The organism is Plantactinospora sp. WMMB334 (assembly GCF_049179095.1).
Classification (GTDB): domain Bacteria; phylum Actinomycetota; class Actinomycetes; order Mycobacteriales; family Micromonosporaceae; genus Plantactinospora.
In genome coordinates, this window is the sequence record NZ_JBMHME010000002.1 from 3,366,733 (window position 1) to 3,392,193 (window position 25,461).

The following is a 25,461-nucleotide window of genomic DNA, read 5'->3' on the forward strand; positions in this document are numbered from 1 at the left end:
CGCGTTGCCCGACCCTCCCCGTTCCGGGTGGCGGCCGCTACACGCCCTGACGGTTACCGTCGGCGTCGGCGTCGGCGGCCGGGACCGGCCGGCGAAGGCGGGTGAGTTCCACAGCCACCACCAGCACGACGCAGCCGGCCGCGAAGAGGATCACCATCGCCCGGGGCGGGAAACCACCCAGGGCGATCAGGAGTCCCGACGCCACCAGGGCAACCTGGGCGACGACGGCGGGGAGGGTGGGCCTGCGCCCGATCCCGCGGGACACGAGAAGAAAGCCGACGCCCAGAGCGATCTGGCTTCCACCCAGGAGAGGGTCGGCGGCCGCCTGCGGCTGCCCGGCCGACTCCCGCGCCGCCAGCTCGACACCGACCCCGGCGACCACGATCGCCGTGTGCAGCGGCAGATGGCCATATGAGTACAGAAAGCTCGTGAGTAGCCGCCGCCGGTCGGCTCGCAGCACCCGGTTGGCCGCCTCACGATCGAATATGAGGAGAAAATACAGCCACCAGATGCCACCGGCGACGACGAAGCCGGCGAGGCCGATCGTGACCGCGCCCGGGTTCCAGCCGGTGGTGGCGATCCCATTGGCGACCGCCAGGATCGCGTCGCCGAGCACCACGATGGTGAAGAACCCGAACCGCTCCGGCAGGTGCGACTGCTGGGCCGGCACCTGCGGCGCCCGGACGTACGCCAGCGGCGCGGCGGCGGCGTTCAGCACCAACGCCGCCGCCCAGAACAGGTATCGGACCGGGTCCGGCACCAGGAGCGAGCCGAACCAGAGAAGGGCGCCGGCCAGGAAGCCGCAACTGAACCACCAGCAGAAGACCCGGATGTCGGTGTCGATCCACCCCGCCGCGGCATAGAGCAGGGCGAGCATCGTCAACAACAGTCCGTAGATCAGCGCGAACCTGTCCGGGTGTCCCAGGCCGCCTTCCAGGATGGCCGAGAGGGACAGCACGCCGAGCATCGCGAGCAACTGGACGAGGCGGCTCGGTGGACGGTCGTTGTCGAACAGATCGCCGAGGTAGGTGAAGGACAACCACAGCCACCACATGACGGCCATCAGCCCGGCGAAGACCAGCACACCGTGCATCGAGGAGTCGTCGAGCAGCACCTGACCGAGTCGAAAGACAACGACGATGAACACCAGGTCGAAGAAGAATTCGAGCCACGTGGTGCGCCGGGTCTCTTCGTAGCTCTGGGTCACCACGAGACGTCGGCGAGTGCTCCTGTCCGGCACCGACGTAGGCTACCGGCAGTGCCGGCGATTGGACCGCCGTTCGCCGGAACTACCCGACAGGCGCGTAGAGCCGGCTGACGGTCTCGGCGACGCAGCACGGCTTGCCGCCCCGTTCCGGTTCGACGGTGCCCCGGATCACGACCTGCGCGCCGCCGGGCACCGGCTCCACCTGGAGGAGTTCGGCGCTGAGCCGGACCGCGTCCCCGGTGTGCAGCGGTGCGGGAAACCGGACCCGGTTCAGCCCATAGTTGATCACCATCCGGATCCCCTCGACCCGGTAGAGATCGCGCATCAACACCGGCAACAGCGAGACGGTGAGGAAGCCGTGCGCCACGGTGCCGCCGTACGGTCCGGTGGCGGCGCGCTCCGGGTCGACGTGTATCCACTGGTGGTCACCTGTCGCGTCGGCGAACGCGTCGACCCGGTCCTGCTCGATCCGGTGCCACGGGCCTGGGCCCAGCCGCTCGCCGACCGCCCCGGCAAGCTCGGTGAGCGAGGCGTAGGCCCTCATGCCGTGACCCGCCAGAAATCCTGGGCGGCGCCGGCAGGCGGAGTGCTCATCTAGCGTGCCCCGCCGTTGACGTAGAGCGTCTGGCCGCTGACGTAGGAGGCGTCGTCGCTGGCCAGGAAGGCGATCACCGCGGCGATCTCCTCGGGCTGGCCGACCCGGCGCAGCGGCGTCTGCTCGGCGACGTGTCTCTGGTGCTCCTCGGGGCTGGCGCCGACCCGCTCGGCGGTGGCGGCGGTCATCGCGGTGGCGATGTAGCCGGGCGCGACCGCGTTGACGGTGATGTTGAACGGGCCGAGCTCGATCGCCAGGGTGGCGGTCAGCCCCTGCACCCCGGCCTTTGCCGCCGCGTAGTTGACCTGCCCCCGGTTACCCAGAGCCGAACGGCTGCTCAGGTTGACGATCCTGCCGTACCTCGCCGGGACCATGTGCCGCTGCGCCGCCTGGCAGCAGTGGAACATACTGGTCAAATTGGTGGTGATGACCGCGTCCCACTCGTCGGCCGGCATCTTGAACAGCAGGTTGTCCCGGGTGATCCCGGCGTTGTTCACCAGCACGTCGAGCCGCCCGTGTGCGCCGACGACCTCCTCGAAGGTGGCCGACACCGCCGCCCCGTCGGTGACGTCGCAGCCGTACCCGGTGGCCCGCCCACCGGCCCCGACGATCTCCTCGGCGGCCTGCCGCGCCCGCTCCACCGCCAGGTCGACGACGGCCACCGTCGCCCCCTCCGCGGCCAGCCGCCGCGCGGTCGCCGCCCCGATCCCCTGGGCCGCCCCGGTGACGACGGCGACCCGGTCGGCGAATCTCCCCACGTCCCACTCCTCGCTCTCGATGAAAGGAAGGGCCCCCGCTTATCGCTTTTTGTAGAGGAAGGGCCCCCGCTTAACAAACTCCGGCTGGCAGCCTGGGCTGGCCGGTGCCCGCTAAACTAGCGCCGGAAGTTTTTGCGCGCCACTCTGCGGCCGGGGATGGGGACGGCATCCGGCCGCCCGTCGCGCAAACCACAGCGGGGCGAAGACGGGTGGCAGCCGAAGGGGTCGCAGCGAGGCGGAGACAGACGGCAGCCGAGGGGTCGCGGCGAGGCAGGGCTGCAGCGACACTGAGCCAACGCAGCGTCGACGCGACGCTGATGGCGACGCGACGCTGACACGACCGACGCGACGCGACGCGACACTGACACGACGCGACGCTGACACGACGCGACGCTGAGGCGGCGTCGACGCCGAGGCGGAAGCGGCAGCGGTAGCCGGGAGGGAGGGCGAGCGGAGGAGCATGCCTCGACCTCGCCAGCCACTGCTGAACCGGCAGCGGATCATCGACGCCGCCACCGCGCTCGTCGACGCCGAAGGGCTGGCGGCGCTCTCCACGCGCCGGCTGGCGACCGTGCTCGGGGTGCGCGGCCCGTCGCTCTACAACCACTTCGCCACCAAGGACGAGATCCTCGACGCGGTGGCCGACGCCATCACGGCCGAGGTCGACGTCTCGTACTTCGCCAGCCACGACTGGCGGGACGCGCTGCGGCTCTGGGGGCACTCCTACCGGCAGGCCCTGGCCGCGCACGCGAACATCGTGCCGTACCTCGCCCAGGGGCCGGGGCGCCGGCCGGCGGCACTGGCGATGGCGGACGCCGTCTACGGCGGTCTGGTGAAGGCCGGCTGGCCGCCGGCCCGAGCAACCCACATCGGAGCGCTGATGCGCTATTTCGTGACCGGTTCCGCGCTCGGCTCGTTCGCCCGGGGGTTCGTCGAGGACCCGCAGGTGTACGCCGACGGCTATCCCCACCTCGACCAGGCGCACCGGCTCGCCGAGCATCGGCGCAGCGTCGACGAGGGTGCCTTCGCGCTCGGCCTGGACGCCCTGATCGACGGGCTGGCCGGCACCTACGAGCGGATCGTCGGCCCGCTGCCGCCACTGCAAGATCCCTGACCGGGATCCCCGTGCGGGTGGCCGGCCCGCTGCCGCCACTGCCGGATGGCTGACCGGGATCCCCGTGCGGGTGGCCGGCCCGCTGCCGCCACTGCAAGATCCCTGACCGGGATCCCCGTGCGGGTGGCCGGCCCGCTGCCGCCACTGCCGGATGGCTGACCGGGATCCCCGTGCGGGTGGTCGGCCCGCTGCCGCCACTGCAAGATCCCTGACCGGGATCCCCGTGCGGGTGGCCAGCCCGCTGCCGCCACTGCCGGATGGCTGACCGGGATCCCCGTGCGGGTGGCCGGCCCGCTGCCGCCACTGCAAGATCCCTGACCGGGATCCCCGTGCGGGTGGCCGGCCCGCTGCCGCCACTGCCGGATGGCTGACCGGGGTCCCCGTGCGGGTGGCCGGCGCGCTGCCGCCGCCGGGGACCCCGGTCGTCCGCCTCCTCAGGCGGTGTTGTTGGCCAGTGCCAGCAGCCGGGCCCGGGTGCCGTTGAACCAGTCCCGGTCCACCGCGCCGGAGATCCCCGACACGCTGCCGGTCGAGGTGTACTGCCACATCGTGTAGACACCCCAGCCGGCGGGGAGGGCGCCCGGCGCGCTCGCCCAGCGGGCGATCCAGAGCGGACTGGTGCTGGCGAAGCCGGAGTAGTTGCCGGTGCAGCTGGTCCACCAGCTCGTCGTGGTGTAGATGACGGCGTGCCGGCCGGTGCGCGACCGGTAGGTGTTGAGGAAGTCGCGGATCCAGGCGACCATGCCGCTCTGGGAGAGGCCGTGGCAGCCCGCCTCCAGGTCGAGCGCGCCGGGCAGGGTCAGGTTGTCGGCCGACCAGGCGCCGCCGTTGCTGGCGAAGTAGTTGGCCTGGGCGGCGCCGCTGGAGGCGGCCGGGCGGGCGAAGTGGTAGGCGCCGCGGATCACCCCGGCACCGTGCGCGGCCGGGTAGTTGGTGTTGAACCGCGAGTCCTTGAAGGTCGTCCCCTCGGTGGCCTTGATGTAGGCCCACTGGATGCCGGCGTTGCGCACGCTGGTCCAGTTGATCGCGCCCTGGTAGTGCGACACGTCGATGCCGGGGGTGGTGGCCGCCTGGGCGGGACCGGCGGTGGCCGCGAGCGCGGCCCCGACCAGGGTGGCGACGGCGAGCATGGAGCTGAGCAGGCGCCGCGGAGAGCGCCAGGTCCGGACCCGGGTCCGGGATGCGGTGGTACGCATCGATCCTCCCGATGGGGGGTTGGAGGGTATCGACACACATGGTTGGAGATTTTTACCTATGATCACAAGGGTCTGTGTAGTTAATTTCCGGGATCAGTCGGATGGCTCGGCGGTGCAGGGCTCGGCATGACCGGCCCGCAGGCGACAGCGACCCGCACCGGGGAGCAACCGGTCGCAGCAGACCCGGTGCCGCACCTGCGGAGCGTCCTCCAGGGAGACCGTCGTCTGGCCGCCGTCGATCTCGGACAGGAAGCCGAGCGACCGGACCAGCGCGTACGCCAGATCGACCGCCCCGGCCAGATCGGCGCTGGTCGCCGGGAGATGGATGACGTACCGGGGAGCCGGCGCGTCCCGCCCGACCGGCGCCGCCACGGCCGCACCGGGAAGTGGGGCGAAGACCCGCGCCGCGATCTGGTTCGGCGGCGTCCGCCGCCACCGGGGGACGGGATTTCCTATTGTGGTTCGCAATCGGCGTACTCGGCTCACGTCACATTCCTCTCGTGGAAGACTCGCGGAGATCGGCCCGGTGGTGGATGCGCGAACGAGCGCGTGCTGGAAGGGGCGACCCGGCCCGTTTGCCGAGTCGGGCCGGATCGCCCCGCCCTGGCACCGCAGCCTCGTTCGGCGGGTACGGCACCAGGGCTGTCCGGAGTGGGGCGGACGATCGGTTGAGTAATGTGCGGGGTCGCGGCAGCACACCCTTCCGTGATAGGTATTTCGGCACGTCAGTTCGGAGCCGGTGTCGAGTCACGTTTCCAGCGGCTCCGGGCTTGGTGCAAGAGACACCAATTCCCGGCTGCGGCCGACCGCGTCCGAAAGGTGGATCATGCCGGCGAAAAGCGAGTCCTTCGTGCAGACCCTGCGCGCCCAGTGGCTCGGGCAGCAGATGCGCCAGTTGCGTGAGCGGCGCGGCTTCACGTTGAAGCGGGCCGCCGAGTTCCTCGAACGGGACTTCTCCTCGGTGGCCCGCTGGGAACGGGCCGAGTGGCCGTTCCGGCGCGACGTCGTCGTCTCGCTGCTCGACCTCTACGGCGAGCACGATCCGCGTACCCGGGCGCATTTTCTCCGGCTCGCCGAGGACGCCTGGCGGACCGACCGGTGGGACGACGACTACGCCGAGATCGTCGACTCGTCCTTCATCGACTTTCCGTGGCTGGAGACCCGGGCCGAGCAGATCTGCTCGTTCGACGCGATGTTGATGCCGGGTCTGATGCAGACCCCGGAGTACGCCGAGGCGGTGATCCGCAACGCCGAGGGAGCCCGTGCCACCCCCTTTTCCGTGGGCAAGTGGATGCAGTTGCGGTTGGACCGGCAGCGGGTCCTGGAGCCGGAGTTCGGGGTGACCGTCTCGGCGGTGCTGGACGAGAGCGTGCTGCGCCGCCCGGTCGGCGGCCCGGCGCTGATGCGCGGCCAGCTGAAGCATCTCGGCGAGTTGCTCCGCCGGCCCAACGTGACCGTCCGGGTGCTGCCCGCCACCGTCGGCCTGCACCCCGGCCTCGACGGCTCGTTCTGGCTCTTCAAGATGCCGAAGCCCTATCCCGAGGTGGCCTACGCCGAAACGCTCGGCGGCCGGCTCTTCATGGAAGCGCCGAAGTCGAAGCGCTACGCGGAGGCGTACGCTCGATTGCAGCAGATGGCGGTCGACCCGGCCGGGTCGGCGAGGCTGATCACGACGATCACGGAGGAGCTGTGATGCACGAGTCCCTGCCGGCGGTTGCCTGGCACATCAGCACGAAGAGCGCGAGCAACGGCGGAAGCTGTGTGGAGGCCGGCCCGGTGCTGGACGGCTCCGGCCGGATCGCCGTCCGGCACAGCAAGGCCCCGCAGGCGGCGGTGATCGTCTACACCCGCGAGGAGTGGGACGCCTTCCTGGCCGGCGCCAGGGACGGCGAGTTCGACTTCCCGCCGACCGCCTGACGAGGGCCCGCGTCACCTCGAATTCAGCAGACATCCCCGCTCCGTTCACAGTGGACGTGCACGCATAGCCTGACAATGGCCTGCTCGACCAGTGTGGATTCGCCACCAGGCCGGCGGAAAGGGTCCTGCACGGATGACCGGGGTCAGGGATGCGGCGCTGGAAGCCCTGCTGGGCCAGGGCTCGGCGCTGAGTCTGATATTGCTTCTGGCGGCCAGTGTCGGTTGGGGCCTCTACAAGGAGGCACGCGACCGCCGGGCGAGACGGAAGGCGGTGTCCTACAACGTCCTGTTCAATTCCCCGCTCGGCCCGCCGGAGACCGGACGCCTGATCGAGCTGCGCGACCGGGAGGACGGCACGGTCATCGAGGAGCCCTCGATGGCCGTCATCCGGATCACCAACGCCGGTAGCCGGGACATCAGGGAATTCGACTACCAGCGTCCGATACACATCAGCTTCGGCCGCCGCAGGGTCCAGCTCATCGACGTCACGGACGGGCACCCGGCGGACCTGGAGGAGGTCTTCGTCCCCGAGGTCGGCCCGGAGGGGACGAGTCTGCTCCTCCCCCGCGCCCACTTCAACGCGAAATACCGCTTCAAGCTGCTGGTCCTGCTCTCCGGCCACCCGGACGACGGCACCGTCAAGGTCGGTGGCCTGCTCCGGGGCGGCGACATCGTCAACGCCCGGGTGCAGGACCAGCGGAGCCGGATCTGGCGGTGGCGGATCGGCACCGCCGGGGTCGCCTCGCTGGCCGCCGGGGCACTGATCATGGTGATCCTGGCCCAGACCGCCGACCTGCGCCCGACCAGGCCGGGGGACCCGACCTGCGTCGAGGGCACCGCCGAGGTGGTCGGGTCGAGCGCCTTCCGCAGCGCCGCGATCCCGGCGATCGACGCGTACAACACCTTCTGCGCGGAGGCCGGTGCGCGGCTGAAGGCGGACTTCGTGGACAGCGGCGACGGGATACGGCGGGTCGGCCGGCCCGGCTCGCCGGACGTCGCCCTGCACGACGGGCGGCTCGGCGAGGAACAGCGGAACGGACTCCGCGAGCGGGCGGTGGCGATCGTGCCGTTCAGCGTCGTGGTCAACGCGGCGGTGCGGGGCGGTGCGACCGGGCCGGTCACGCTCTCCCGGGACCAGATCCGGAGCATCTTCGCCGGTGAACACCGCAACTGGCGGGAGATCGACCCCGACTACGCCGACACCGCGATCGTCCTCGTCACCCGGACCAGCCGGTCCGGCAGCCGGGGCGCCTTCGAGCGGTACGTGCTGGGCGACGGTGACGTCCCACGACCGCAGCCCGCACTGACCGCGCCGAACTGCGTCCCGCCGGCCGGCGCCGCGCACCCGTACCTCTGCGAGATGACCACCACCGGCGACCTGCTGAAGCGGGTCGCCGAGGTCGAGGGAGCGATCGGGTACGCCGACACCCCGCAGGCCCGTAACGCGGACGACAACGTCCTCGAGGTGCGGCTGGACGGGCTCAGCCCGAGCGCCGACCCGGAGGTCCTGCGACGGTATCCGTTCTGGACCGTCGAGTACGCCTACTACCGCAGTGTCCCCGCCGAGGCGCGGTCGTTGGCGGCGCAGTTCGTCACGTACCTCAGCGACGACGTCCCGGCCGCCGGCACCACGCCGGCCAGGCTCCTCGACCAGGCCGGATATCCGCCGTGCGACTCCGCCACCTACCGGGAGCTGTGCCGGGAGCGGAGCTGAGCCGAGCCCTCGCCCGGTCGGTCAGCGGCGCCGCATCGCATACCAGAGCGCGCCGGCCACCACGACGGCCAGCGGCACGAGGCAACAGAACAGGGTCAGCAGCAGGTGCCACGGTTTGATCGCGCCCATGCCGGATGACCCTAGTCGACGCGGTGCGCGACCCGCGCGACCGGCGGCTCAGCGTGCGGCGGCGGTGCCCGCGCCGCTCGCCGAGTCCTGGTGGGCCTGCTTCAGGGCGGCCAGGAACGCCTCGGTCGGCTGCGCGCCGGAGATGCCGTACCGGCGGTCCAGGACGAAGAACGGGACGCCGTTCGCGCCGAACGCCCGCGCCTGGCGGATGTCCGCCTCGACGTCCCCGGCGTACTCGTCGCCGGCCAGCACCCGACGGGCCGCCTCGGCCGGCACCCCGACCTCACCGGCGAGCCGGACCAGGGTGTCGGCGTCGTCGACGTTCTCGGCCTCGACCAGGTTGGCCCGCATCAGCCGCTCGTGCAGCTCGGCGCCGAGCCCGTACTCCCGGGCCAGGTGGGTGAGCCGGTGCGCGTCGAAGGTGTTCGCCATGATCGACTTGTCGAGGTGGTAGTCGAGCCCCACCTCGGCGGCGAGCGCGGTCACGTGCCCCTGCATGGCCGCGACCCGGGCCGGCGAGGCGCCCAGCTTCTCCGCCAGATCCTCGGGCACCGGCCGGGGCTGCCCCTTGGGGTACGACGGGTCGAGCTGGAAGCTCCGCCAGACCACCTCCACCTCGTCGGCGTGCTCGAACTGCCCGAGCGCCTCCTCCAACCGCCGCTTGCCCAGATAGCACCACGGGCAGACGATGTCGGACCAGACTTCGAGTTGCACTGACTCTCTCCTCGCGCTAAAGGCAGGTGCCGTCCGAGCAGACCGGGGCGTCCTCGGCCGTGACGAGCATCACGAGTCCCGGCACCGCCGGCAGTGGCGCCGGCTCCGCCGGCTCTTCACCCGATGCGTCCGCTCCGGTGCCCCGCTCGGCGATCGGCGACTCCGGCTCCGACCTGGGCTCCGACCTGCTCAGACTCATGAAGGCTCCTTCGGTTTCTCCCCGTCAGTGTCAGCAACCCCGCCGCGCGTTCCAGAATTCCGCCGACCTCCGGGAGGTGCCGGTCACACTCCGTCACCGAGAGCCGGCGCCACACGACCAGGGGCACACCCGCCGGCCGGTCGGGCGCGGGGCCGCCGAACAGAATCGAGGCTTCCGACGAGGCGGCGGTCAGTCGGGTGGGCAGAGCAGGACACAGCCGCCGCTGGGCAGCAGCGGCAGGCCGGACGGCAGCAGTGAAGGCAACACGGGTACCGGCAGCGGAAGCACCTGCCGGGCGGTCGGGCTGGCCGGCGGTGGCTGCGCCGCCCCGGACCGTGCGGTCGGTGGCGGCGCCTCGCCGGCGGTGCGTCGCGGTGGCGGAGTGTGCTCGGGCGCGGGTGTCGGCGGCCCGGGCCGGGCCGGACCGGACCGCTCGCCGGTCGGCGTCTCCGGTCGCTCGGCGGGTTCGGGCAGGCCGAGCCGGATCCGCGCGATCTCGCTGAACAGCCGCGCGGCCACCCCCGGATCGTGGATCCCGGCCACCTGGCCAGCGGCCCGATCCAGCTCCTGGCGCGCCTCGTCGAAGCGGCGGGCCTCCGCCGCTTCCCGGGCGAGTTGGATGGTGTGCTCGGCGGCGCGGATCGTGGACCGGTCCGGATAGACCGCCGCCGCGACCGGCCAGAGCGGACTCGTCGGCCCCGCGTGGTTGACGCCGAGCCCGAACAGGGCCGTCGTGACCACGGCGGCCGCGGTGGAGAGGACAAGCCGGCGGACCGCCGCTCCCGGCCGGGTCCGTGGGGCCCTCGGCCCGCCGTCCGGTCGACGCAGGTCGACGGGTACGCCAGGTCGGAGTCCGTCCGGTCGACGCAGGTCCGCGGGTACGCCAGGTCGGAGTCGACCGCCGACGCCGCCGTTTCGGGACCGGCCGGCGGATGCACGGGGCCGGGGATGCCCGGTGCGGGAAGGGCCGGGCCGGGGCCCCGCCGCCAGATCCGCGCGGGGCGCGGGGGGCAGCCCGGCGTCCGGCCCGGCCTCGCGGAGCACCGGGGCGTCGGCGTGCTCGTGCCGGTCGGCGTCCAGGTCCGCGCGCCAGGCGGAGAGGAGCCTCGCCAGTGGATCGCCGGCAGGAGCCGGGTCGCCTCGGCCGAGGGCGTCGAGCAGCCGGTCGTCCGCGACCAGCACGACGGGATCGAGATCGGCCCGGTCCGGCACGCCGTCGGTCCGCTCGCCCATGCCGTCGTCGTCCACTCCGCCTCGCAGCGTACTCATGCGGCGACCTCGTCCAGGGCGGTGCCGGCGAGCGTGCGGAGCCGGGCCAGGGCACGGGACTGGGTCACCCGGACGGCGGCGGCCGACATCCCCACGATGAACCCGACCTCCTCGGCGGTGAGGCCGACCGCGACCCGGAGCAGGACGATCTCCCGGTGCAGCTCGGGCAGCCGGGCCAGCAGCGCGGAGAGCCGCCGGGCGAGGTCGGTCGCCACCGCCCGCTGCTCGGGGCCGGGCTCGGCGTCCGGCTCGTCCGGCAGCGGACCGTCGGCGGTGACGGCCGAGTTCCGGATGGCGGCGCGCTGCGCGTCGGCGACCTTGTGCGCCGCGATGCCGTAGAGGAACGCGGAGAACGGCCGGCCCTGGTCCCGATAGCGGGGCAGCGCCCGGAGGACCGCCAGGCAGACCTCCTGGGCCACGTCGTCGGCGGTGGCGTACGCGCCGCCGATCCGGCCCAGCCGGGCCCGGCAGTAGCGGACCAGGCCGGGACGGACCTCGGTGAGCAGTTCCGCCGTCGCCTCGGGGTCGCGTCGAGCCGCCCGTGCGACGAGATCTGTCTCGGGTGCTGCGGTCATCTATGGGGTCGCACCTTCGTCGGGGCCACGCCTTCGTCCGGCACCGCGCTGGGGTTACCGGCGGGTTACCGCACCGTATCGGCAGTCCCGTCATCGCACCACCGGCGGGGGACGATCAATGCCGTAACGAGTGGTCCTGATGTGCGGTCAACCGGAAAGTAGTCGGAAAATTACCGGTGATCCCTGTTACGCCCGGCGCCCCGGCCGCGATGTCCACCAGAGACGGCGGCGGACGGAGCGGTCCGGCGGGAGCTGCGGGCGGGCAGGTGTGCGGATGGGCGTCGAGGTACGCGTCGAAGGGCTGACCAAGTCCTTCGGCGGTCAGCCGGTCTGGTCCGACGTGAGTCTGACCCTGCCGGCGGGCGAGATCTCGGTGCTGCTCGGCCCCTCCGGCACCGGCAAGTCGGTCTTCCTCAAGACGCTGGTCGGGCTGCTCAAGCCGGACCGGGGGTCGATCTGGATCGAGGGCCGGGACCTCCCCCGGCTCTCCGAGCGCGCGCTCTACGAGGTCCGCAAGCTCTTCGGGGTGCTCTTCCAGGACGGCGCGCTCTTCGGCTCGATGACCATCTACGACAACGTCGCGTTTCCGCTGCGCGAGCACACCCGCCGACCGGAGGCGGAGATCCGGCAGATCGTGCAGGAGAAGCTGGAGATGGTCGGGCTGCTCGGCGCGGAGCGGAAGCTGCCGGGCCAGATCTCCGGCGGGATGCGCAAGCGGGCCGGGCTGGCCCGGGCCCTGGTGCTGGATCCGCAGATCATCCTCTTCGACGAGCCCGACTCCGGGCTCGACCCGGTCCGCACCGCCTACCTCAACCAGCTCATCATCGACCTCAACCAGCAGACCGGTGCGACCTTCCTGATCGTCACGCACGACATCAACACCGCCCGGACGGTGCCGGACCACATCGGGCTGATCTACCACGGTCACCTCGCCATGTTCGGGCCGCGCGAGATGCTGCTCTCCAGCACCGAGCCGGTGGTGCGGCAGTTCCTCAACGCGCAGCGGATCGGCCCGATCGGGATGGCCGAGGAGAAGGACACCGACGAGTTGCGGGCCGAGGCCGAAGCCGGGGTCGAGCTGCCGCCGCTGCCGCCGATACCGCTCCAGCTCGCCCCCTCCGACGGGCAGCCGCGCCGGGCGGAGCAGCCGCCGGGCCGGTGGTGCGAGGAGAACGGCGTCGTGCCGCCGCCCGGCTCCTTCGACGGCGCGCGGACCAGCGCCTGGCAGCGGCCTCCCGAGGAGGTGCTCCGGTGAGCGGGCCGGGCAGCACCCGGGGCGGGCCGGTGACGGCGGGGCTGCGCGGCTCCGGGCACTTCTTCGCGTTCTGCCTCGACGCGCTGCGCGGGCTGGGCCGGCGGCCGTTCCAGGTCCGCGAGTTCGTACAGCAGGCGTGGTTTCTCAGCTCGGTCTCGATCCTGCCGGCCGCGCTGGTCGCGATCCCGTTCGGCGCGGTGATCGCGCTGCAGCTCGGTTCCCTGGTACGCCAGCTCGGCGCCCAGTCCTTCACCGGCGCCACAAGCGTGCTGGCCGTGGTACGCGAGGCGAGCCCGATCGTCACCGCCCTGATCATCGCCGGGGCGGGCGGCTCGGCGATCTGCGCCGACCTCGGCGCCCGGAGGATCCGCGAGGAGCTGGACGCGATGGAGGTGCTCGGGATCGACCCGCTGCACCGGCTGGTCGCGCCCCGGATCGTCGCCGCCGCCCTGGTCGCCGCGCTGCTCAACGGGCTGGTCAGCGTCGTCGGGGTGGCCGGCGGCTACTTCTTCAACGTGGTGATGCAGGGCGGGACGCCGGGGGCGTACCTGGCGAGTTTCCAGGCCCTCGGGCAGCTCTCCGACCTGGTGGTCGGCGAGGTCAAGGCGGTGCTCTTCGGTGGAGTCGCCGCGCTTGTCGCGTCGTACCAGGGGATGACGGCGCGGGGCGGGCCGAAGGGGGTCGGCGACGCGGTCAACCGCAGCGTCGTGCTGACCTTCATGCTGCTCTTCGCGCTCAACTTCGTCATCACCGCCGTCTACTTCCAGCTCGTGCCGCAGCGGGGGATGTGAGATGCCGGTGCTGCGTACCCTGGACAACCTCGGCGGGCAACTCGCGTTCTACCTGCGGGTCTTCGCCTCGACCCCACGGGCGCTGCGCCGCTACCGCCGCGAGGTGGTGCGCCTGCTCGCCGAGATCAGCTTCGGCCGGGGCGCGCTGGCGGTGGCCGGCGGCACGGTCGGGGTGATCTGCTTCCTCACCTTCTTCACCGGCACCGAGGTGGGGCTCCAGGGCTACCAGGCGCTGGACCAGCTCGGCAGCAGCGCCTTCACCGGCTTCATCTCGGCCTACTTCAACACCCGGGAGATCGCGCCGCTGGTCGCCGGGCTGGCGCTCTCGGCGACCGTCGGCTCCGGCTTCACCGCCCAGCTCGGCGCGATGCGGATCTCCGAGGAGGTCGACGCGCTGGAGGTGATGGGTGTCCCCTCGCTGCCGTTCCTGGTCACCACCCGCATGATCGCCGGCTTCGTCGCGGTGATCCCGCTCTACGTGGTCGGGCTGCTCTCCAGCTATCTCGCCACCCGGGCCATCGCGGTCCACTACTTCGGGCAGTCGGCCGGCACCTACGACTACTACTTCCACCTCTTCCTCCCCCCGGAGGACGTGCTCTGGTCCTTCGGCAAGGTGCTGGTCTTCAGCGTGATCGTCGTGCTGGTGCACTGCCACTACGGCTACACCGCCAGCGGCGGGCCGGCCGGCGTCGGGGTGGCGGTGGGCCGGGCGGTGCGTACCGCCATCGTCGCGATCAACATCGTCGACTTCTTCCTGTCGCTCGCCATCTGGGGCGCGACCACGACCGTACGGATCGCGGGGTGAACGGATGATCGGCGCCCAGCACGGCACGCCACTGGGCCGGCGCGTCCTCGGCATCGTCTTCGTGGCGGTGCTCGGCGCGGCGCTCTGCCTGGCCGTGTTGCAGTACCGCAAGGTCTTCACCCCGGTCGCCTGGGTGACCCTGCACACGGCGCAGACCGGGATGCAGCTCAGCCCCGGCGCCGAGGTGAAGCTGCGCGGCGTGCCGGTCGGCGAGGTACGCGAGATCGGCAGCGACGGCAGCCGGGCCCGGCTGCGGCTCGCCCTCGACCCGGAGCTGATCGGCCACGTCCCCGCCGACGTGACCGCGCGGCTGCTGCCGAAGACCCTCTTCGGCGAGCGGTACGTGGCGCTGGTCCCCCCGCCGACCGGCTCGACCGCCGGGCCGCTGCGCGACGGCGCGGTGATCGGCCAGGACCGCAGCCGCAACGGGGTCGAGCTGGAACGGGTGCTGGACGAGGCGCTGCCGCTGCTCCGGTCGATCCGGCCGGAAAAGCTGGCCAGCACCCTGGCCGCGCTCGCCACCGCGCTGGACGGGCGCGGTGAGCAGCTCGGGGAGACCCTGGAGACGCTGGACCGCTACCTCGGCGAGCTCAACCCCGAGCTGCCGGCGCTGACCGAGGACGTCCGGCGCCTCGCGGCCGTGCTGGACTCCTACGACGCCGCCCTGCCCGACCTGCTCGCCATCCTCCGCGACGTCACCCCCACCGCGCGGACCGTGGCGGACCAGCAGGCCCAGCTCGCCGCCTTCCTCGCCGAGACCACCGACGCCGCCGACGTCACCCGGCTCTTCCTGGACCGGCACGGCGACCAGGTGATCCGGCTCGGTCAGCTCGGCCGGCCGGTGCTGGAGCTGCTGGCCGCGTACGCCCCGGAATATCCCTGCCTGATGCAGGGGCTGGTCGGGGTGCAGCCGGCGGTCGAGGAGGTGTTCCGGAACGGTCGGATGCACGTCACCCTGGAGATCACCCGGGACAACGGCGCCTACCAGCCGGGCCGGGACGACCCGGTCTACGGCGCCCGGACCGGGCCGCAGTGCCGGGAGCTGCCGGACCCGACGCCGCCGGCCCCGGAGGTGCGGGTCGAGGACGGCTACGACCACGGCGGCTCCCGCCCCGGCCCGGTCCGGCTCCCGGTCGGCAGGCCACCGGCCGGCACGCCGGCCGCCGCCGGCTCCGGCCCGCCCGCCGCCGGCAACCCGCCGTCGATGGGCTCGGCCGGCACCGAGGAGGAGCGGAACCTGCTCGAACCGATCATCGGGGCGGCCACCGGCACCCTGCCGGTGGAGGTGCCGGACATCGCCGTCCTGCTCTGGGGCCCGCTGCTGCGCGGAGCGGTGGTGAACGTCCGATGAGCCGGTGGGGACAGCGCGGCGGGAGCATGACCCGGGTTCCGGTCGGGCCGCTGGTCAAGCTGGTGGTGTTCGCCGTGGTGACGCTGCTGCTCACCGGGATGCTCGGCCAGGCGCTCGGGTCGTTCTCGTTCGGCGGCACCAGCTATCGGGCCCGGTTCACCGACGTGACCGGCCTGCTGCCCGGCGACGACGTCCGGATCGCCGGGGTGCGGGTCGGCCAGGTCGACACGATCCGGGTGGTGCGGGACAGCGTCGCCGAGGTCCGGTTGACGCTGACCGGGGAGGTGCCGCTGCGCAGCAGCGTGCGGGCCACGATCCGCTACCGCAACCTGATCGGCCAGCGCTACGTCGCGCTCGCCGAGGGCCCCGGCAGCGGAGCGCCGCTGCCGCCGGACGGGCTGATCCCGCTCGCCCAGACCACTCCGGCCCTCGACCTGACCACGCTCTTCAACGGGTTCCGGCCGCTCTTCACCGCGCTGAGTCCGGCGGACGTGAACACGCTGGCGTACGAGATCATCCAGGTGCTACAGGGCGAGGGCGGTACGGTCTCCAGCCTGCTCGCGCACACCGCCTCGCTGACCAACACCCTCGCCGACCGGGACGCGGTGATCGGCCGGGTGGTGACCAACCTCAACTCGGTGCTGGCCACCCTGGAGTCCCGGGACGCCGAACTCGACCGGACGGTCCGGTCGTTGCAGCAGTTCGTCTCCGGGCTCGCCGCCGACCGCGAGGCGATCGGGGCCGCCCTGGCCAACCTCGGCACGCTCACCGGCAGCACCGCCGCGCTGCTCGCCGACGCCCGGCCGGCGCTCGCCGCCGACGTGACCGAGCTCGGCGAACTTGCCGACACCCTCAACCGGAACGCGGCGGTCATCGACGGCACCCTCGGCCGGCTCCCCGACCGCTACGAGGCGCTGACCCGGGTCGCCTCGGACGGCTCGTGGCTCAACCTCTTCGTCTGCGACTTCGACGGCACGCTGACCCTCGGCGGGCAGGACGTCAACCCGGCGACGTTCAGCGCCACCGCCGCCCGCTGCGCCGGCTCCGGAGGTGCCCGGTGAACAGTGCACCCCGCAGGTCCCGGCCGATGCGCCCGGGAGGTGCCCGGTGAAGCCGTTCCGGGAGCGGAATCTCGTCGCCGTCGGCGCGTTCGGGCTGGTGGTGCTGACCGGCCTGCTGCTGGTGGCGTTCCGCCTCGACGACCTCGGCGCGCTCGGCGACCGTCGGTACGCGGCGGCGTTCCGGGACGCCAGCGGCCTGGCCGAGGGAAACGAGGTCCGGGTCGCCGGGGTACGCGTCGGCGAGGTGACCGAGGTGGCGCTGGCCCGCGACGGCAGCGTCCCGTACGTCCGGGTGCGGTTCCGGGTCGACGACGACGAGCTGCGGCTCGGCGGCGAGACCGGCGCGACCATCCGGATCAAGACGGTGCTCGGCCAGAAGTACCTGGCGCTGGCCCCGGCCGGGCCGGGACGGCTGTCCGAGGATGCGGAGATCCCGCTCGACCGGACCGCGTCGCCGTTCGACGTGATGCAGGCGGTCACCGGGCTCGCCGGCACGCTCGACGAGATCGACAGCGCGCAGCTGGCGAAGGCGTTCGGCACGCTGGCGGAGACCTTCGCCGACACGCCCGGCAGCGTGCGCGCCTCGCTGGACGGGCTCTCCCGGCTCTCCCGCACCGTCGCCGGCCGGGACGCCGAGCTGCGCGAGCTGCTGGAGCGGGCCCGGAACGTCACCGGGGTGCTCGCCGACCGGGACGAGGAGTTCCGGCTGCTCGTCGCCGACGGCGCCGCGCTGCTGGCGGAGGTGAGCCGGCGGCGGGACGCCATCCACGAGCTGCTGGTGGGCACCCGGGACCTCGCGGCGCAGCTCTCCGGGCTGGTCGCCGACAACCGCAGCACGCTGGAGCCGACGCTGCGCCGGTTGCGCGGGGTGGTGTCGATCCTGCAACGCAACCGCGACGACCTGGAGCGGACCCTGCAGACCATGGGCCCGTTCCTGGACGCCTTCACCAACCTGCTGGGCAACGGCCGGTGGTTCGACTCGTACCTGCGCGGGCTGCTCCAGCCGTACGTGCCGACGGGAGGTCGCTGATGCGCCGGTTCCTCGCCGCCCCGAGCCGCCGCCGGGCGCTGCTCGCCGCCGGGGTGACCGTGCTGGTCGCCGCCGCGGCGGCGTTCGTGGTGCTCCGCCCGGGTACGCCGCAGCACCGCCTCGTCGCGCACTTCACCCGGGCGGTCGGCATCCACCCCGGCTCCGACGTACGGGTGCTGGGGGTGCGGGTCGGCGAGGTCGTCTCGATCGAGCCGGCCGGGCGTACCGTGCGGATGGAGCTGCGCTACGACGCCCGGCACGAGATTCCGGCCGACGCCTCGGCGGTGATCGTGCCGCCCAGCCTGGTCAGCGACAGGTACGTCCAGCTCACCCCCGCCTACACCGGCGGCGCCCGGCTCGCCGACGGCGCGGAGCTGCCGGTGCGGCGGACGATGGCGCCGATGGAGATCGACGACATCTACCGGGCGCTCGACGAGTTCAACCGGGCGCTCGGGCCGGACGGCGCCAACGCGGACGGTGCGCTGGACGACCTGCTCGGCACCGCGCGGGCGAACCTGGCCGGCAACGGCGACGAGCTGCACGACACCCTGGACGGGCTCTCCCGGGCGCTGGAGACCCTCGCCGACGGCCGGCAGGACCTCTTCGGCACGGTGGCGAACCTGCAACGGTTCACCACCGCGCTGGCCCGCAGCGACCAGCAGGTGCGGGCGTTCAACGCGCAGCTCGCCGACGTGGCCGAGCAGCTCGCCGCCGAACGGGACGACCTGGCGGCGGCGCTGCGCAACCTCGGAACCGCGCTGGGCGAGGTCACCCGCTTCGTCCGGGACAACCGGGCCCTGCTGACGTCCAACGTGGAGGCGCTGGCCGACGTGACGAACGTGCTGGTCCGGCAGCAGGAGGCACTGATCAGGATCCTGGACGTGGCGCCGCTGACCCTCTCCAACCTGCACCTGGCCTACAACGCCCGGTCCGGCACCCTGGACACCCGGGCCAACCTGCTCGGCCCGTACGACCCGGCCGCCTACGCCTGCGCGGCGCTGGCCGACGCCCTGCCGGCACCGAAGGTGCCGAAGCGCTGCTTCGAGCTGGCCGAGACCCTGCAGCTCAAGCGGCTTCCGCTCCCCGAGGAGCTGCGCGGGCTGCTCAACCTGCCACCCGCCGCCGACGCGGAGCCGGCCCCGCCGCGGTCGGCGGACGGCGACGCCCCGGCCGCCGGCACGCCGCCAGGGGCGCCGGGCCCGGGGATCTCGCTCGACCGCACCCTCGGCGGCATCCTGCGAGGTGCCCGATGAGCCGGGCCCGCCGGTACGGACCGGCGCTGGTGGCGGTGTCGGTCGTGACGGCGGTCGGGGTTACCGGCTGCACGGTGCCGGACCTGGCCGACCTGCCGCTGCCCGGCGGCGCGCCGAACGGCCCGGCATACCGGGTCACCGCGGAGTTCACCGACGTGCTCGACCTGGTGCCGCAGGCGGCCGTCAAGGTCAACGACGTCACGGTGGGCAGCGTCGAGAAGATCTCGCTGCGCGGCTGGACCGCCCGGGTCCGGCTCCGGATCGACCGCGCGGTGACGCTGCCCGGCAACGCCACCGCCGCCGTACGGCAGACCAGCCTGCTCGGCGAGAAGTACGTCGCACTGGCCGCCCCGGTCACCGAGCCGCCCGCCGGGCAACTCCGCGACGACGCCGTCATCCCGCTGGCCCGGACGAAGCGGTCGGCCGAGGTGGAGGAGGTGCTCGCCGCGCTCGGGCTGCTGCTCAACGGCGGCGGGCTGGCCCAGCTCAAGACGATCAACCAGGAGCTCGCGGCGGCGCTGGAGGGACGGGAGCCGGCCGCCCGGGACGCGCTGCGCCAGTTGGACACCTTCGTGGCCGGGCTCGACCGGCAGAAGTCCGACCTGGTGCGGGCGGTCGACGCGCTCGACCGGCTGACCGACCGGCTGGCCCGGCAGCGGGCCGTGATCGGTGACGCGCTCACCGCGCTCGATCCCGGGCTCAGCGTCCTGGCCGAGCAGCGCGAGCAGCTCAGCGACGCGGTGACCGCCCTGGGCGAACTGGGCCGGGTCGGCACCCGGGTGGTCACCGAGAGCGGCGACGACCTGGTGGCGAGCGTACGCGCCCTGCAGCCGATCCTCGACCAGCTCGTCCGGGCGGGCGACGCGCTGCCGAAGTCGCTGGACTTCATGCTCTCGTACCCGTTCCCGCCGAACGTGACCGGGGCGATCGTCGGCGACTACATCAACCTCTCGGTCACCGCCGACCTGGACGCCGCCGCCATCCTGGCGAACCTCTTCTCCGCCAAGCCGGTGGCGAAGCCGCCGCAGCAGCGCGGCACCGCGCCCTCGGGAGGCAGCACCGGCGGCAACCGGCCGGGTGCGACCGGCGGCGGGCAGCGGCCGGGCGGCTCCGGCGACGACCGGCCGGGCGGGGTCGGCCCGCTGCTGCCCGGCGTGCTCCCCCCGATCTGCCTGCCGGTCGGCGGGCTGCTGCCGATCGACTGGCTGCCCCCGCTGCTGCCGGAGTGCAAGCTGCCGCCGGAGTGCGAACTGCTCCGCCCCGGGACGCTGCTGCCGCCGGGCGGGCTCCTGCCGCCGGGCGGCGTGGTGCCGCCGGGCACCATCTTCCCGCCCGGCACCAAGCTGCCGGTGGGCACCATCCTCTCCCCCGGCTGCCTGCTGCCGCCGCCGGACGGGTCGACCAACGGCCGCACGGGTGGGCTGCTCGACATCCTGGGCGGAGGGCTGGGCAGATGATCGGACGTACGGCACGACTCCAGGTGCTCGCCTTCCTCGTCGTCAGCGTGCTCGGGATCAGCTACGTCGCGGTCCGCTACGTCGGGCTCGGTGACCGGCTGCTCGGGCGCGGCTATCTGGTGCTGGCGGACTTCACCGAGGCCGGCGGCATCTTCCCGAACGCGCCGGTCAGCTACCGGGGCGTGCCGGTCGGCCAGGTCGAGTCGGTCGACCTGCACGCCGGGGCGGTCCGGGTCGGGCTCCGGCTGGACCGGGGGGTACGGGTCCCGGCCGCTCTCCGCGCGGTGGTGTCGCAGCGCTCCGCCGTCGGCGAGCAGTACGTCGACCTGCGCCCCGACCGGGACACCGGCCCCTACCTGCGGGACGGCTCGGTGATCCCCCGGGACCGGACCGGCGTCCCGCTGGCCCCGGAGACCCTGCTGGCCAACCTCGACGCGCTGGTCCGGTCGGTCGACCCGGACGACCTGGCGGTGGTGATCGACGAGCTGGGCGTCGCCTTCGAGGGCAACGAGGACGCGCTGCGCCGGATCCTCGACGCGAGTGGCGCGCTGCTGGCGGAGGCGACCGTACGGCTGCCGGAGACGGTGACGCTGATCCGGGACGGGCGGACGGTGCTGCGTACCCAGCAGGAGTCCGCGGCCGCGCTGCGCCGCTGGGCGGACGGGCTGGCCCGGCTCGCCGAGACGGTCCGGGCCGCCGACCCGGACCTGCGGCGGATCCTCGCCGACGGCCCGCCCGCGGCGACCGAGCTCGTCGGGCTGCTGCACGACCTGGACCCGTCGATCGGCACCCTGCTGGGCAACCTGGTCGCGGTGAACGGGGTGGCCGCGCGGCGGCTGCCCGGCATCGAGCACCTGCTCGTCGTCTATCCGCTGGTGGTCGACGGCGCCTACACCGTCACACCCGGCGACGGCACCGTGCACTTCGGACTCGTGCTGAACGTCGCCGACCCGCCGGCCTGTGTCTACCACGGCTCGACCCGGTGCACGGCGGGAGAGACCGGGCGCGGATCCGGCGTGCGGGGCAACGCCGCGGCACCCCGCCCCGGCGGTACGGACCCGCCGCCGCCCTCACCCGGACCGGCACCGCCGGCCGAGCCGGACGATCCGGAGGACCCTGGTGCGGACGCCGAGCCGGTTTCCCCGGCCTCGGTCGCCGGCTACGACCCCGGGACCGGGATCGCGCTCGGCCCCGGCGGCACGCCGCTCACCTTCGGCTCGACCGGCGGGCAGTACCGGCTCGCCGGCGACCAGTCCTGGAAGCAACTCCTACTCGCCGGCCTCGCGCCGTGACCGAATCCCGAGGAGCCGCCCCATGCGCAGCGGTGAGGAACGAAGCGTGAAAAGCGGTGAGGAACGAAGGTTGAAACTGGTGAAGGAGACGCCCGAGGCCGATCCGAGCCGCGCCGCCGCGCCCCGGCAGCCCTCCGCCGAGGAGCCGTCGCCGGACTCTGCCGCGCGCCGGTCGCCCACCGGCCTGCGGCGGCCGGGCCGGGGCGGGCGGGCGACGCCGGCCCGCCGTGCGGTCACGCGACGGCTGCCGGCCGAGCGGGACCCGGTGGAGACGATCCTGAAGCAACTCGACCGGGAGCCAATCGACACGAACCCGGACGACACGAAGCCGGACGGCACGGCACCGGACGACGGCACCGACGACGCCGAGCGGCCGGACGCCCGCACCGACGACGCCGAGGGAGCGGCTGCCGACGGTGAGCCGGGACCGGAGGAGCGCACGGGGCCGGGCCGGCGGCGCGGCACCACGATCGCGCTCGCCGCCGCTCTCACGGTCGCGCTCGCCCTGGCCGGTGTCGTCGGATCCCAGTGGTGGCAGGACCGGGCGGTCGAGCGGGCCCACGCGCAGGCCCTGGCCGCCGCCCGGCAGACGACCGTCAACTTCGTCTCGATCAGCGCGTCGAGCGTGGACGGCGACCTCCAGCGGATCACCGCCGGCGCCACCGGGGAGTTCAGGGAGGAGTTCCTCCGGGGTCAGGCGAAGGTACGGTCCGCGGTGCTGGAGAACAAGGTCGAGTCGACCGGTACGGTGCTGCGCGCCGCCCTGCTCTCCGGGGACCGGCGGCACGCGGTGGTGCTGGTGGCGATGGACGCGACGGTGAAGAACGTGAACGCCCCGGAGGGGCGGCCCGCGCACTACCGGATCCAGGTCGACCTGACCCGGGACGGTGACTCCGACACCTGGCTGGTCTCCCGGCTCCAGTTCGTCGGCTGAGCGGGCACCCCGGGAGGCGGAGCGGAGACCGGAGAAGAGGAGCTTCCATGCGATCGTCCATCGCCGCATTCACCCGGCGGCTGCGCCGACTCGGGCGCCGTACCGCCGAAACGTCGCCCGTCGACGACGCACCCGTCGACGACGCGCCGCGACCGTCCAGAAACGTCCCCGCGGCACGGCGCCGGTACGCCGGCAGCCGCCTGCACCTCGCCCTCGCGGTCGCCACCCTGCTCGCCGCCGCCACGGCCGGCAGCGCCTGGTACGCCCACCACCGGGCCGAGCAGCGCGACACTGCGGTCCGCCAGGCGCTGGACACGGCCGGCCCGGCCGCGAAGGCCATCTTCTCCTACGACTACCGCAGCTTCGACGCCAGCGTGGCGAACGGCCGGGCCTTCGTGACCGGCCCGTTCGCCGACGAGTACGCCGAGACCACCTCGGCGCTGAAGGCGACGGCAGTCTCGGAACAGGCGGTGGTGCTCGCCGAGGTCTCCGCCACCGGGGTGATCCGGGCCGGCTCGGCAGAGGTCGAACTGCTGCTCTATCTCAACCAGTACCGGCGCAACGCCAACACCGACGGCGAGAAGGTCGACCAGAACCGGGTGGTCCTCGAGATGCGCCGGGTCGGCGACGGGTGGAAGGTGGCCCGGGCCACCGCCATCTGATCCGGTGCGGGGCGGATGGTTGACTGTCTGCGATGACGGAAGATCAACGCCCCCTGCCGGAGACCGCACCGGCGCTGCTCTGCGAGCCCTACCTGCTCGATCCGGACCAGGGCGGTGTCCACGTCGCCTGGCACACCGAGGAGCCCGGCACCGGCCAGTTCGTGCTGGTCGGCGCCGGGGTCACCGCCATGTCACCCCGGCAGGCCCGGGACGCCGCGACCGGCGGGCCGTCGTCCGGGGCGGCGAACGGGCCGTCGTCCGGGCCGGATTGGCGCCGGTTCGCCGCAGACACCCGTGCCCTCTCCCGGACCAGGGAGGACGCCGACTCCCGGGTGCCGGGCCAAAGCTACCCGACGGTGACCCGCCGGCCGGTGTACCGGCATCTCGCCCGGGTCACCGGGCTGGCGCCGGGGCGTACCCCGTACCGGGTGGTGGCGCTGGACGGTCGGGGCCGGGCCACCGTCTCGGCGGCGTACTCGCTCGCCCCGGCGGCACCGGCCGGAGCCGGGGTACGGCTGCTGCTCACCAGCGACCACCAGCTCAAGGCGATGGCCGCGGCCAACCTGGAGCTGGTGGCCGAGACCGTCGGGACACGCCTGGACGGGGTGCTGATGGCCGGCGACATGGTCAACGTCGCGGATCGGGCCAGCGACTGGTTCGACGCCGGCACCGGTCCCGCCTTCTTCGCCGCCATGACCGGGCGGGCGCGGACGCCGATCGCCGGGCGGACCTACCGGGGCGCGCCGCTGGCGCAGCACACCCCGATCTTCCCGACGATCGGCAACCACGAGGTGATGGGCCGATGGTCGGGGACCGCCAGCCTGGAGAGCCAGTTCCACGACCCGCAGCCGCGGTCCTGGGACGTCACGACGTACGAGGAACTGTTCCCGCACCCGCGCAGCGCGTCGGGTGGCCCGCGCTGGTGGTCCCGGACGATCGGGAACGTGCACCTGGTGTCGCTCTTCGTCACGTCGATCTGGCGGCCGCACGTGCCGGTCGGGCGGGGCAAGTTCCAGGAGGACGTGGCCGACCTCGACCACCCGGAGCGGTGGGGCCACGGCCAGTTCCTCTTCGAGCCGGTGCACCGGGACTCCGCCCAGTACCGCTGGTTGGCGGGTGAGTTGACCTCCGCCGAGGCCCGGGCGGCCCGGTTCCGGGTGGTGATGTTCCACCATCCCAGCCACGGGCTCGGGGACAACTCCGCCCCCGCCTACACCGACCCGGTGCAGACCGTCGAGCGCGATCCGGCCACCGGAAAGATCACGGCGGTCCGGTACGCCTACCCGCTCGCCGACGACCACATCCTGCGCGACCTCGAACCGCTCTTCTCCGCCACCGGAGTGCATCTGGTGCACAACGGTCACGCGCACCTCTGGAACCGGTTCCGGAACCCGGCCGGAGTCAACTGGCTGGAGACCTCGAACGTCGGCAACAGCTACGGGGCGTACGACGTGTCGTCCGGCGCCGCGCGCCTCCTGCCGGAGGGGCCGGAGAGCGTCCGGCAGGGTGATCCGGGCGGGCTGACCCCGGTCGTACCGACGATCGCACCGCTGACCGGGCCGACGGGTGCCCCGCTGCCGTACGTGGCGAGCAACGACATCACGGTCTTCTCGATCCTCGACTCGGCGGCCGGGGTGGTCCGCTCCTACCGGTTCGACACCCGGGAGCCGGACTCGGCCGCGCTGCTCTTCGACGAGTTCCCGCTGGCCTGAGGAGCTGGCCCGAGGAGCTGGCCCGAGGAGCTGGCCTGCGGACCTGCCCGAGGAGCTGCCCGAGGAGCTGGCCGGGGAGCGATCGGGCGCTCCACCGGTCAGTCCGGCGGCTCGGGGCTGTCGGCCTGGTCCGGGTCGCCGGTCCCGTCCGGGGTCACGGTCTGCTCCGACGTACGCCGCTCCAGGAACGAGTCGGGGGCCGCCGCCGCCTCGGCGACCCGGCGTTCCGACTCCGTCGTCCGGGGATCGGACTCGGCGAGCGCCACCGCACCCGCCTCCCGCCGGTCCGACTCGGCCAGCACGGCCTCGGCCTGCGCCTCCGGGTCGTCGCTGCCCGCCGACCGTTCCTCCGGCAGCAGGTGGGCGGCCCGGTTCTCGACCCGGTCACCGGTCCCGTCGCTCATGCCGCTCTCGTCGCCCATGCCGCTGCCGCTCTCGTCGCTCATGCGGCGGTCCATACCCGGAGGCGTC

The 25,461-nt window shown here is 73.2% G+C and carries 26 protein-coding genes; 16 read left to right on the forward strand and 10 right to left on the reverse strand.

Annotated elements, in window-relative coordinates:
- Positions 1–37: 37 nt before the first annotated feature.
- Genes ACN27G_RS14400 through fabG form a run of 3 tightly spaced genes read right to left on the reverse strand, consistent with a single transcriptional unit; the run spans position 38 to position 2,560 of the window.
- Positions 38–1,240 (reverse strand): low temperature requirement protein A, encoded by a 1,203-nt coding sequence (locus ACN27G_RS14400; RefSeq protein ID WP_421493327.1) that lies wholly within the window; start codon positions 1,238–1,240, stop codon positions 38–40.
- A 49-nt stretch (positions 1,241–1,289) separates the two neighbouring features.
- On the reverse strand, positions 1,290–1,751 hold the full coding sequence (locus ACN27G_RS14405; RefSeq protein WP_421493328.1) for a MaoC family dehydratase: 462 nt from the start codon (positions 1,749–1,751) through the stop codon (positions 1,290–1,292).
- A 50-nt stretch (positions 1,752–1,801) separates the two neighbouring features.
- Positions 1,802–2,560, reverse strand: coding sequence for a 3-oxoacyl-ACP reductase FabG (fabG, locus tag ACN27G_RS14410; protein WP_421493329.1), 759 nt, complete (start codon positions 2,558–2,560; stop codon positions 1,802–1,804).
- A 460-nt stretch (positions 2,561–3,020) separates the two neighbouring features.
- Here fabG and ACN27G_RS14415 point away from each other — a divergent pair, with 460 nt between their 5' ends.
- Positions 3,021–3,674: a TetR/AcrR family transcriptional regulator C-terminal domain-containing protein gene (locus ACN27G_RS14415; protein WP_421493330.1), complete on the forward strand. Its 654-nt coding sequence runs from the start codon at positions 3,021–3,023 to the stop codon at positions 3,672–3,674.
- A gap of 434 nt (positions 3,675–4,108) precedes the next feature.
- Here the strand turns inward: ACN27G_RS14415 and ACN27G_RS14420 are convergent, their stop codons facing one another.
- Complete coding sequence (locus tag ACN27G_RS14420; protein WP_421493331.1) at positions 4,109–4,870, reverse strand: GH25 family lysozyme; 762 nt, start codon at positions 4,868–4,870, stop codon at positions 4,109–4,111.
- A 93-nt stretch (positions 4,871–4,963) separates the two neighbouring features.
- Complete coding sequence (locus tag ACN27G_RS14425; RefSeq protein WP_421493332.1) at positions 4,964–5,338, reverse strand: hypothetical protein; 375 nt, start codon at positions 5,336–5,338, stop codon at positions 4,964–4,966.
- Positions 5,339–5,696: 358 nt separating this feature from the next.
- Here ACN27G_RS14425 and ACN27G_RS14430 point away from each other — a divergent pair, with 358 nt between their 5' ends.
- The 3 genes from ACN27G_RS14430 to ACN27G_RS14440 all read left to right on the forward strand — a co-directional run bounded on the left by ACN27G_RS14430 (position 5,697) and on the right by ACN27G_RS14440 (position 8,501).
- The gene (locus tag ACN27G_RS14430) at positions 5,697–6,563 is read left to right on the forward strand and encodes a helix-turn-helix domain-containing protein (protein ID WP_421493333.1); all 867 of its coding nucleotides are present in this window, start codon (positions 5,697–5,699) and stop codon (positions 6,561–6,563) included.
- Complete coding sequence (locus ACN27G_RS14435; protein ID WP_421493334.1) at positions 6,563–6,787, forward strand: DUF397 domain-containing protein; 225 nt, start codon at positions 6,563–6,565, stop codon at positions 6,785–6,787. Before ACN27G_RS14430 ends, ACN27G_RS14435 begins: the two co-directional genes overlap by 1 nt.
- A 133-nt stretch (positions 6,788–6,920) precedes the next feature.
- Complete coding sequence (locus ACN27G_RS14440; protein ID WP_421493335.1) at positions 6,921–8,501, forward strand: PstS family phosphate ABC transporter substrate-binding protein; 1,581 nt, start codon at positions 6,921–6,923, stop codon at positions 8,499–8,501.
- Between the two features lie 177 nt (positions 8,502–8,678).
- On the opposite strand, the gene ACN27G_RS14445 is transcribed toward ACN27G_RS14440, so the two are convergent.
- The 4 genes from ACN27G_RS14445 to shbA form a co-directional block, all read right to left on the reverse strand.
- Positions 8,679–9,344, reverse strand: a complete 666-nt coding sequence (locus tag ACN27G_RS14445) for a DsbA family oxidoreductase (protein ID WP_421493336.1) — start codon at positions 9,342–9,344, stop codon at positions 8,679–8,681.
- A 16-nt stretch (positions 9,345–9,360) separates the two neighbouring features.
- Positions 9,361–9,543, reverse strand: coding sequence for a hypothetical protein (locus ACN27G_RS14450; protein WP_421493337.1), 183 nt, complete (start codon positions 9,541–9,543; stop codon positions 9,361–9,363).
- 189 nt (positions 9,544–9,732) lie between these two features.
- Entirely contained in the window at positions 9,733–10,812 is a 1,080-nt protein-coding gene (locus ACN27G_RS14455) for a hypothetical protein (RefSeq protein WP_421493338.1), read from the reverse strand.
- Positions 10,809–11,387 carry an RNA polymerase sigma factor ShbA gene (shbA, locus tag ACN27G_RS14460; RefSeq protein ID WP_421493339.1) on the reverse strand — a complete coding sequence of 193 codons (579 nt, stop codon included), beginning with the start codon at positions 11,385–11,387 and terminating at the stop codon, positions 10,809–10,811. The genes ACN27G_RS14455 and shbA overlap by 4 nt, the downstream gene beginning before the upstream one ends.
- 274 nt (positions 11,388–11,661) lie before the next feature.
- Here shbA and ACN27G_RS14465 point away from each other — a divergent pair, with 274 nt between their 5' ends.
- The 12 genes from ACN27G_RS14465 to ACN27G_RS14520 all read left to right on the forward strand — a co-directional run bounded on the left by ACN27G_RS14465 (position 11,662) and on the right by ACN27G_RS14520 (position 24,990).
- A complete protein-coding gene (locus tag ACN27G_RS14465) occupies positions 11,662–12,642 on the forward strand; it encodes an ABC transporter ATP-binding protein (RefSeq protein WP_421493340.1) in 981 nt (326 codons plus the stop codon).
- The gene (locus tag ACN27G_RS14470; protein ID WP_421493341.1) at positions 12,639–13,433 is read left to right on the forward strand and encodes an MlaE family ABC transporter permease; all 795 of its coding nucleotides are present in this window, start codon (positions 12,639–12,641) and stop codon (positions 13,431–13,433) included. The genes ACN27G_RS14465 and ACN27G_RS14470 overlap by 4 nt, the downstream gene beginning before the upstream one ends.
- A gap of 1 nt (position 13,434) precedes the next feature.
- Positions 13,435–14,238 (forward strand): MlaE family ABC transporter permease, encoded by an 804-nt coding sequence (locus tag ACN27G_RS14475; protein WP_421493342.1) that lies wholly within the window; start codon positions 13,435–13,437, stop codon positions 14,236–14,238.
- Positions 14,239–14,242: 4 nt separating this feature from the next.
- Positions 14,243–15,589 (forward strand): MCE family protein, encoded by a 1,347-nt coding sequence (locus ACN27G_RS14480; protein ID WP_421493343.1) that lies wholly within the window; start codon positions 14,243–14,245, stop codon positions 15,587–15,589.
- On the forward strand, positions 15,586–16,650 hold the full coding sequence (locus tag ACN27G_RS14485; RefSeq protein WP_421493344.1) for an MCE family protein: 1,065 nt from the start codon (positions 15,586–15,588) through the stop codon (positions 16,648–16,650). Before ACN27G_RS14480 ends, ACN27G_RS14485 begins: the two co-directional genes overlap by 4 nt.
- 46 nt (positions 16,651–16,696) lie before the next feature.
- Complete coding sequence (locus tag ACN27G_RS14490) at positions 16,697–17,680, forward strand: MCE family protein (RefSeq protein WP_421493345.1); 984 nt, start codon at positions 16,697–16,699, stop codon at positions 17,678–17,680.
- Positions 17,680–18,933, forward strand: a complete 1,254-nt coding sequence (locus tag ACN27G_RS14495) for an MCE family protein (protein ID WP_421493346.1) — start codon at positions 17,680–17,682, stop codon at positions 18,931–18,933. The genes ACN27G_RS14490 and ACN27G_RS14495 overlap by 1 nt, the downstream gene beginning before the upstream one ends.
- Positions 18,930–20,390, forward strand: coding sequence for an MCE family protein (locus ACN27G_RS14500; protein WP_421493347.1), 1,461 nt, complete (start codon positions 18,930–18,932; stop codon positions 20,388–20,390). The genes ACN27G_RS14495 and ACN27G_RS14500 overlap by 4 nt, the downstream gene beginning before the upstream one ends.
- Positions 20,387–21,682 (forward strand): MCE family protein, encoded by a 1,296-nt coding sequence (locus ACN27G_RS14505; RefSeq protein ID WP_421493348.1) that lies wholly within the window; start codon positions 20,387–20,389, stop codon positions 21,680–21,682. Before ACN27G_RS14500 ends, ACN27G_RS14505 begins: the two co-directional genes overlap by 4 nt.
- A gap of 79 nt (positions 21,683–21,761) precedes the next feature.
- Positions 21,762–22,616: a hypothetical protein gene (locus ACN27G_RS14510; protein WP_421493349.1), complete on the forward strand. Its 855-nt coding sequence runs from the start codon at positions 21,762–21,764 to the stop codon at positions 22,614–22,616.
- A 47-nt stretch (positions 22,617–22,663) separates the two neighbouring features.
- Positions 22,664–23,278, forward strand: a complete 615-nt coding sequence (locus ACN27G_RS14515; RefSeq protein WP_421493350.1) for a hypothetical protein — start codon at positions 22,664–22,666, stop codon at positions 23,276–23,278.
- A 32-nt stretch (positions 23,279–23,310) separates the two neighbouring features.
- Entirely contained in the window at positions 23,311–24,990 is a 1,680-nt protein-coding gene (locus tag ACN27G_RS14520) for a metallophosphoesterase family protein (RefSeq protein WP_421493351.1), read from the forward strand.
- A gap of 98 nt (positions 24,991–25,088) precedes the next feature.
- Here the strand turns inward: ACN27G_RS14520 and ACN27G_RS14525 are convergent, their stop codons facing one another.
- Positions 25,089–25,436 (reverse strand): hypothetical protein, encoded by a 348-nt coding sequence (locus ACN27G_RS14525; protein WP_421493352.1) that lies wholly within the window; start codon positions 25,434–25,436, stop codon positions 25,089–25,091.
- Positions 25,437–25,461 lie beyond the last annotated feature (25 nt).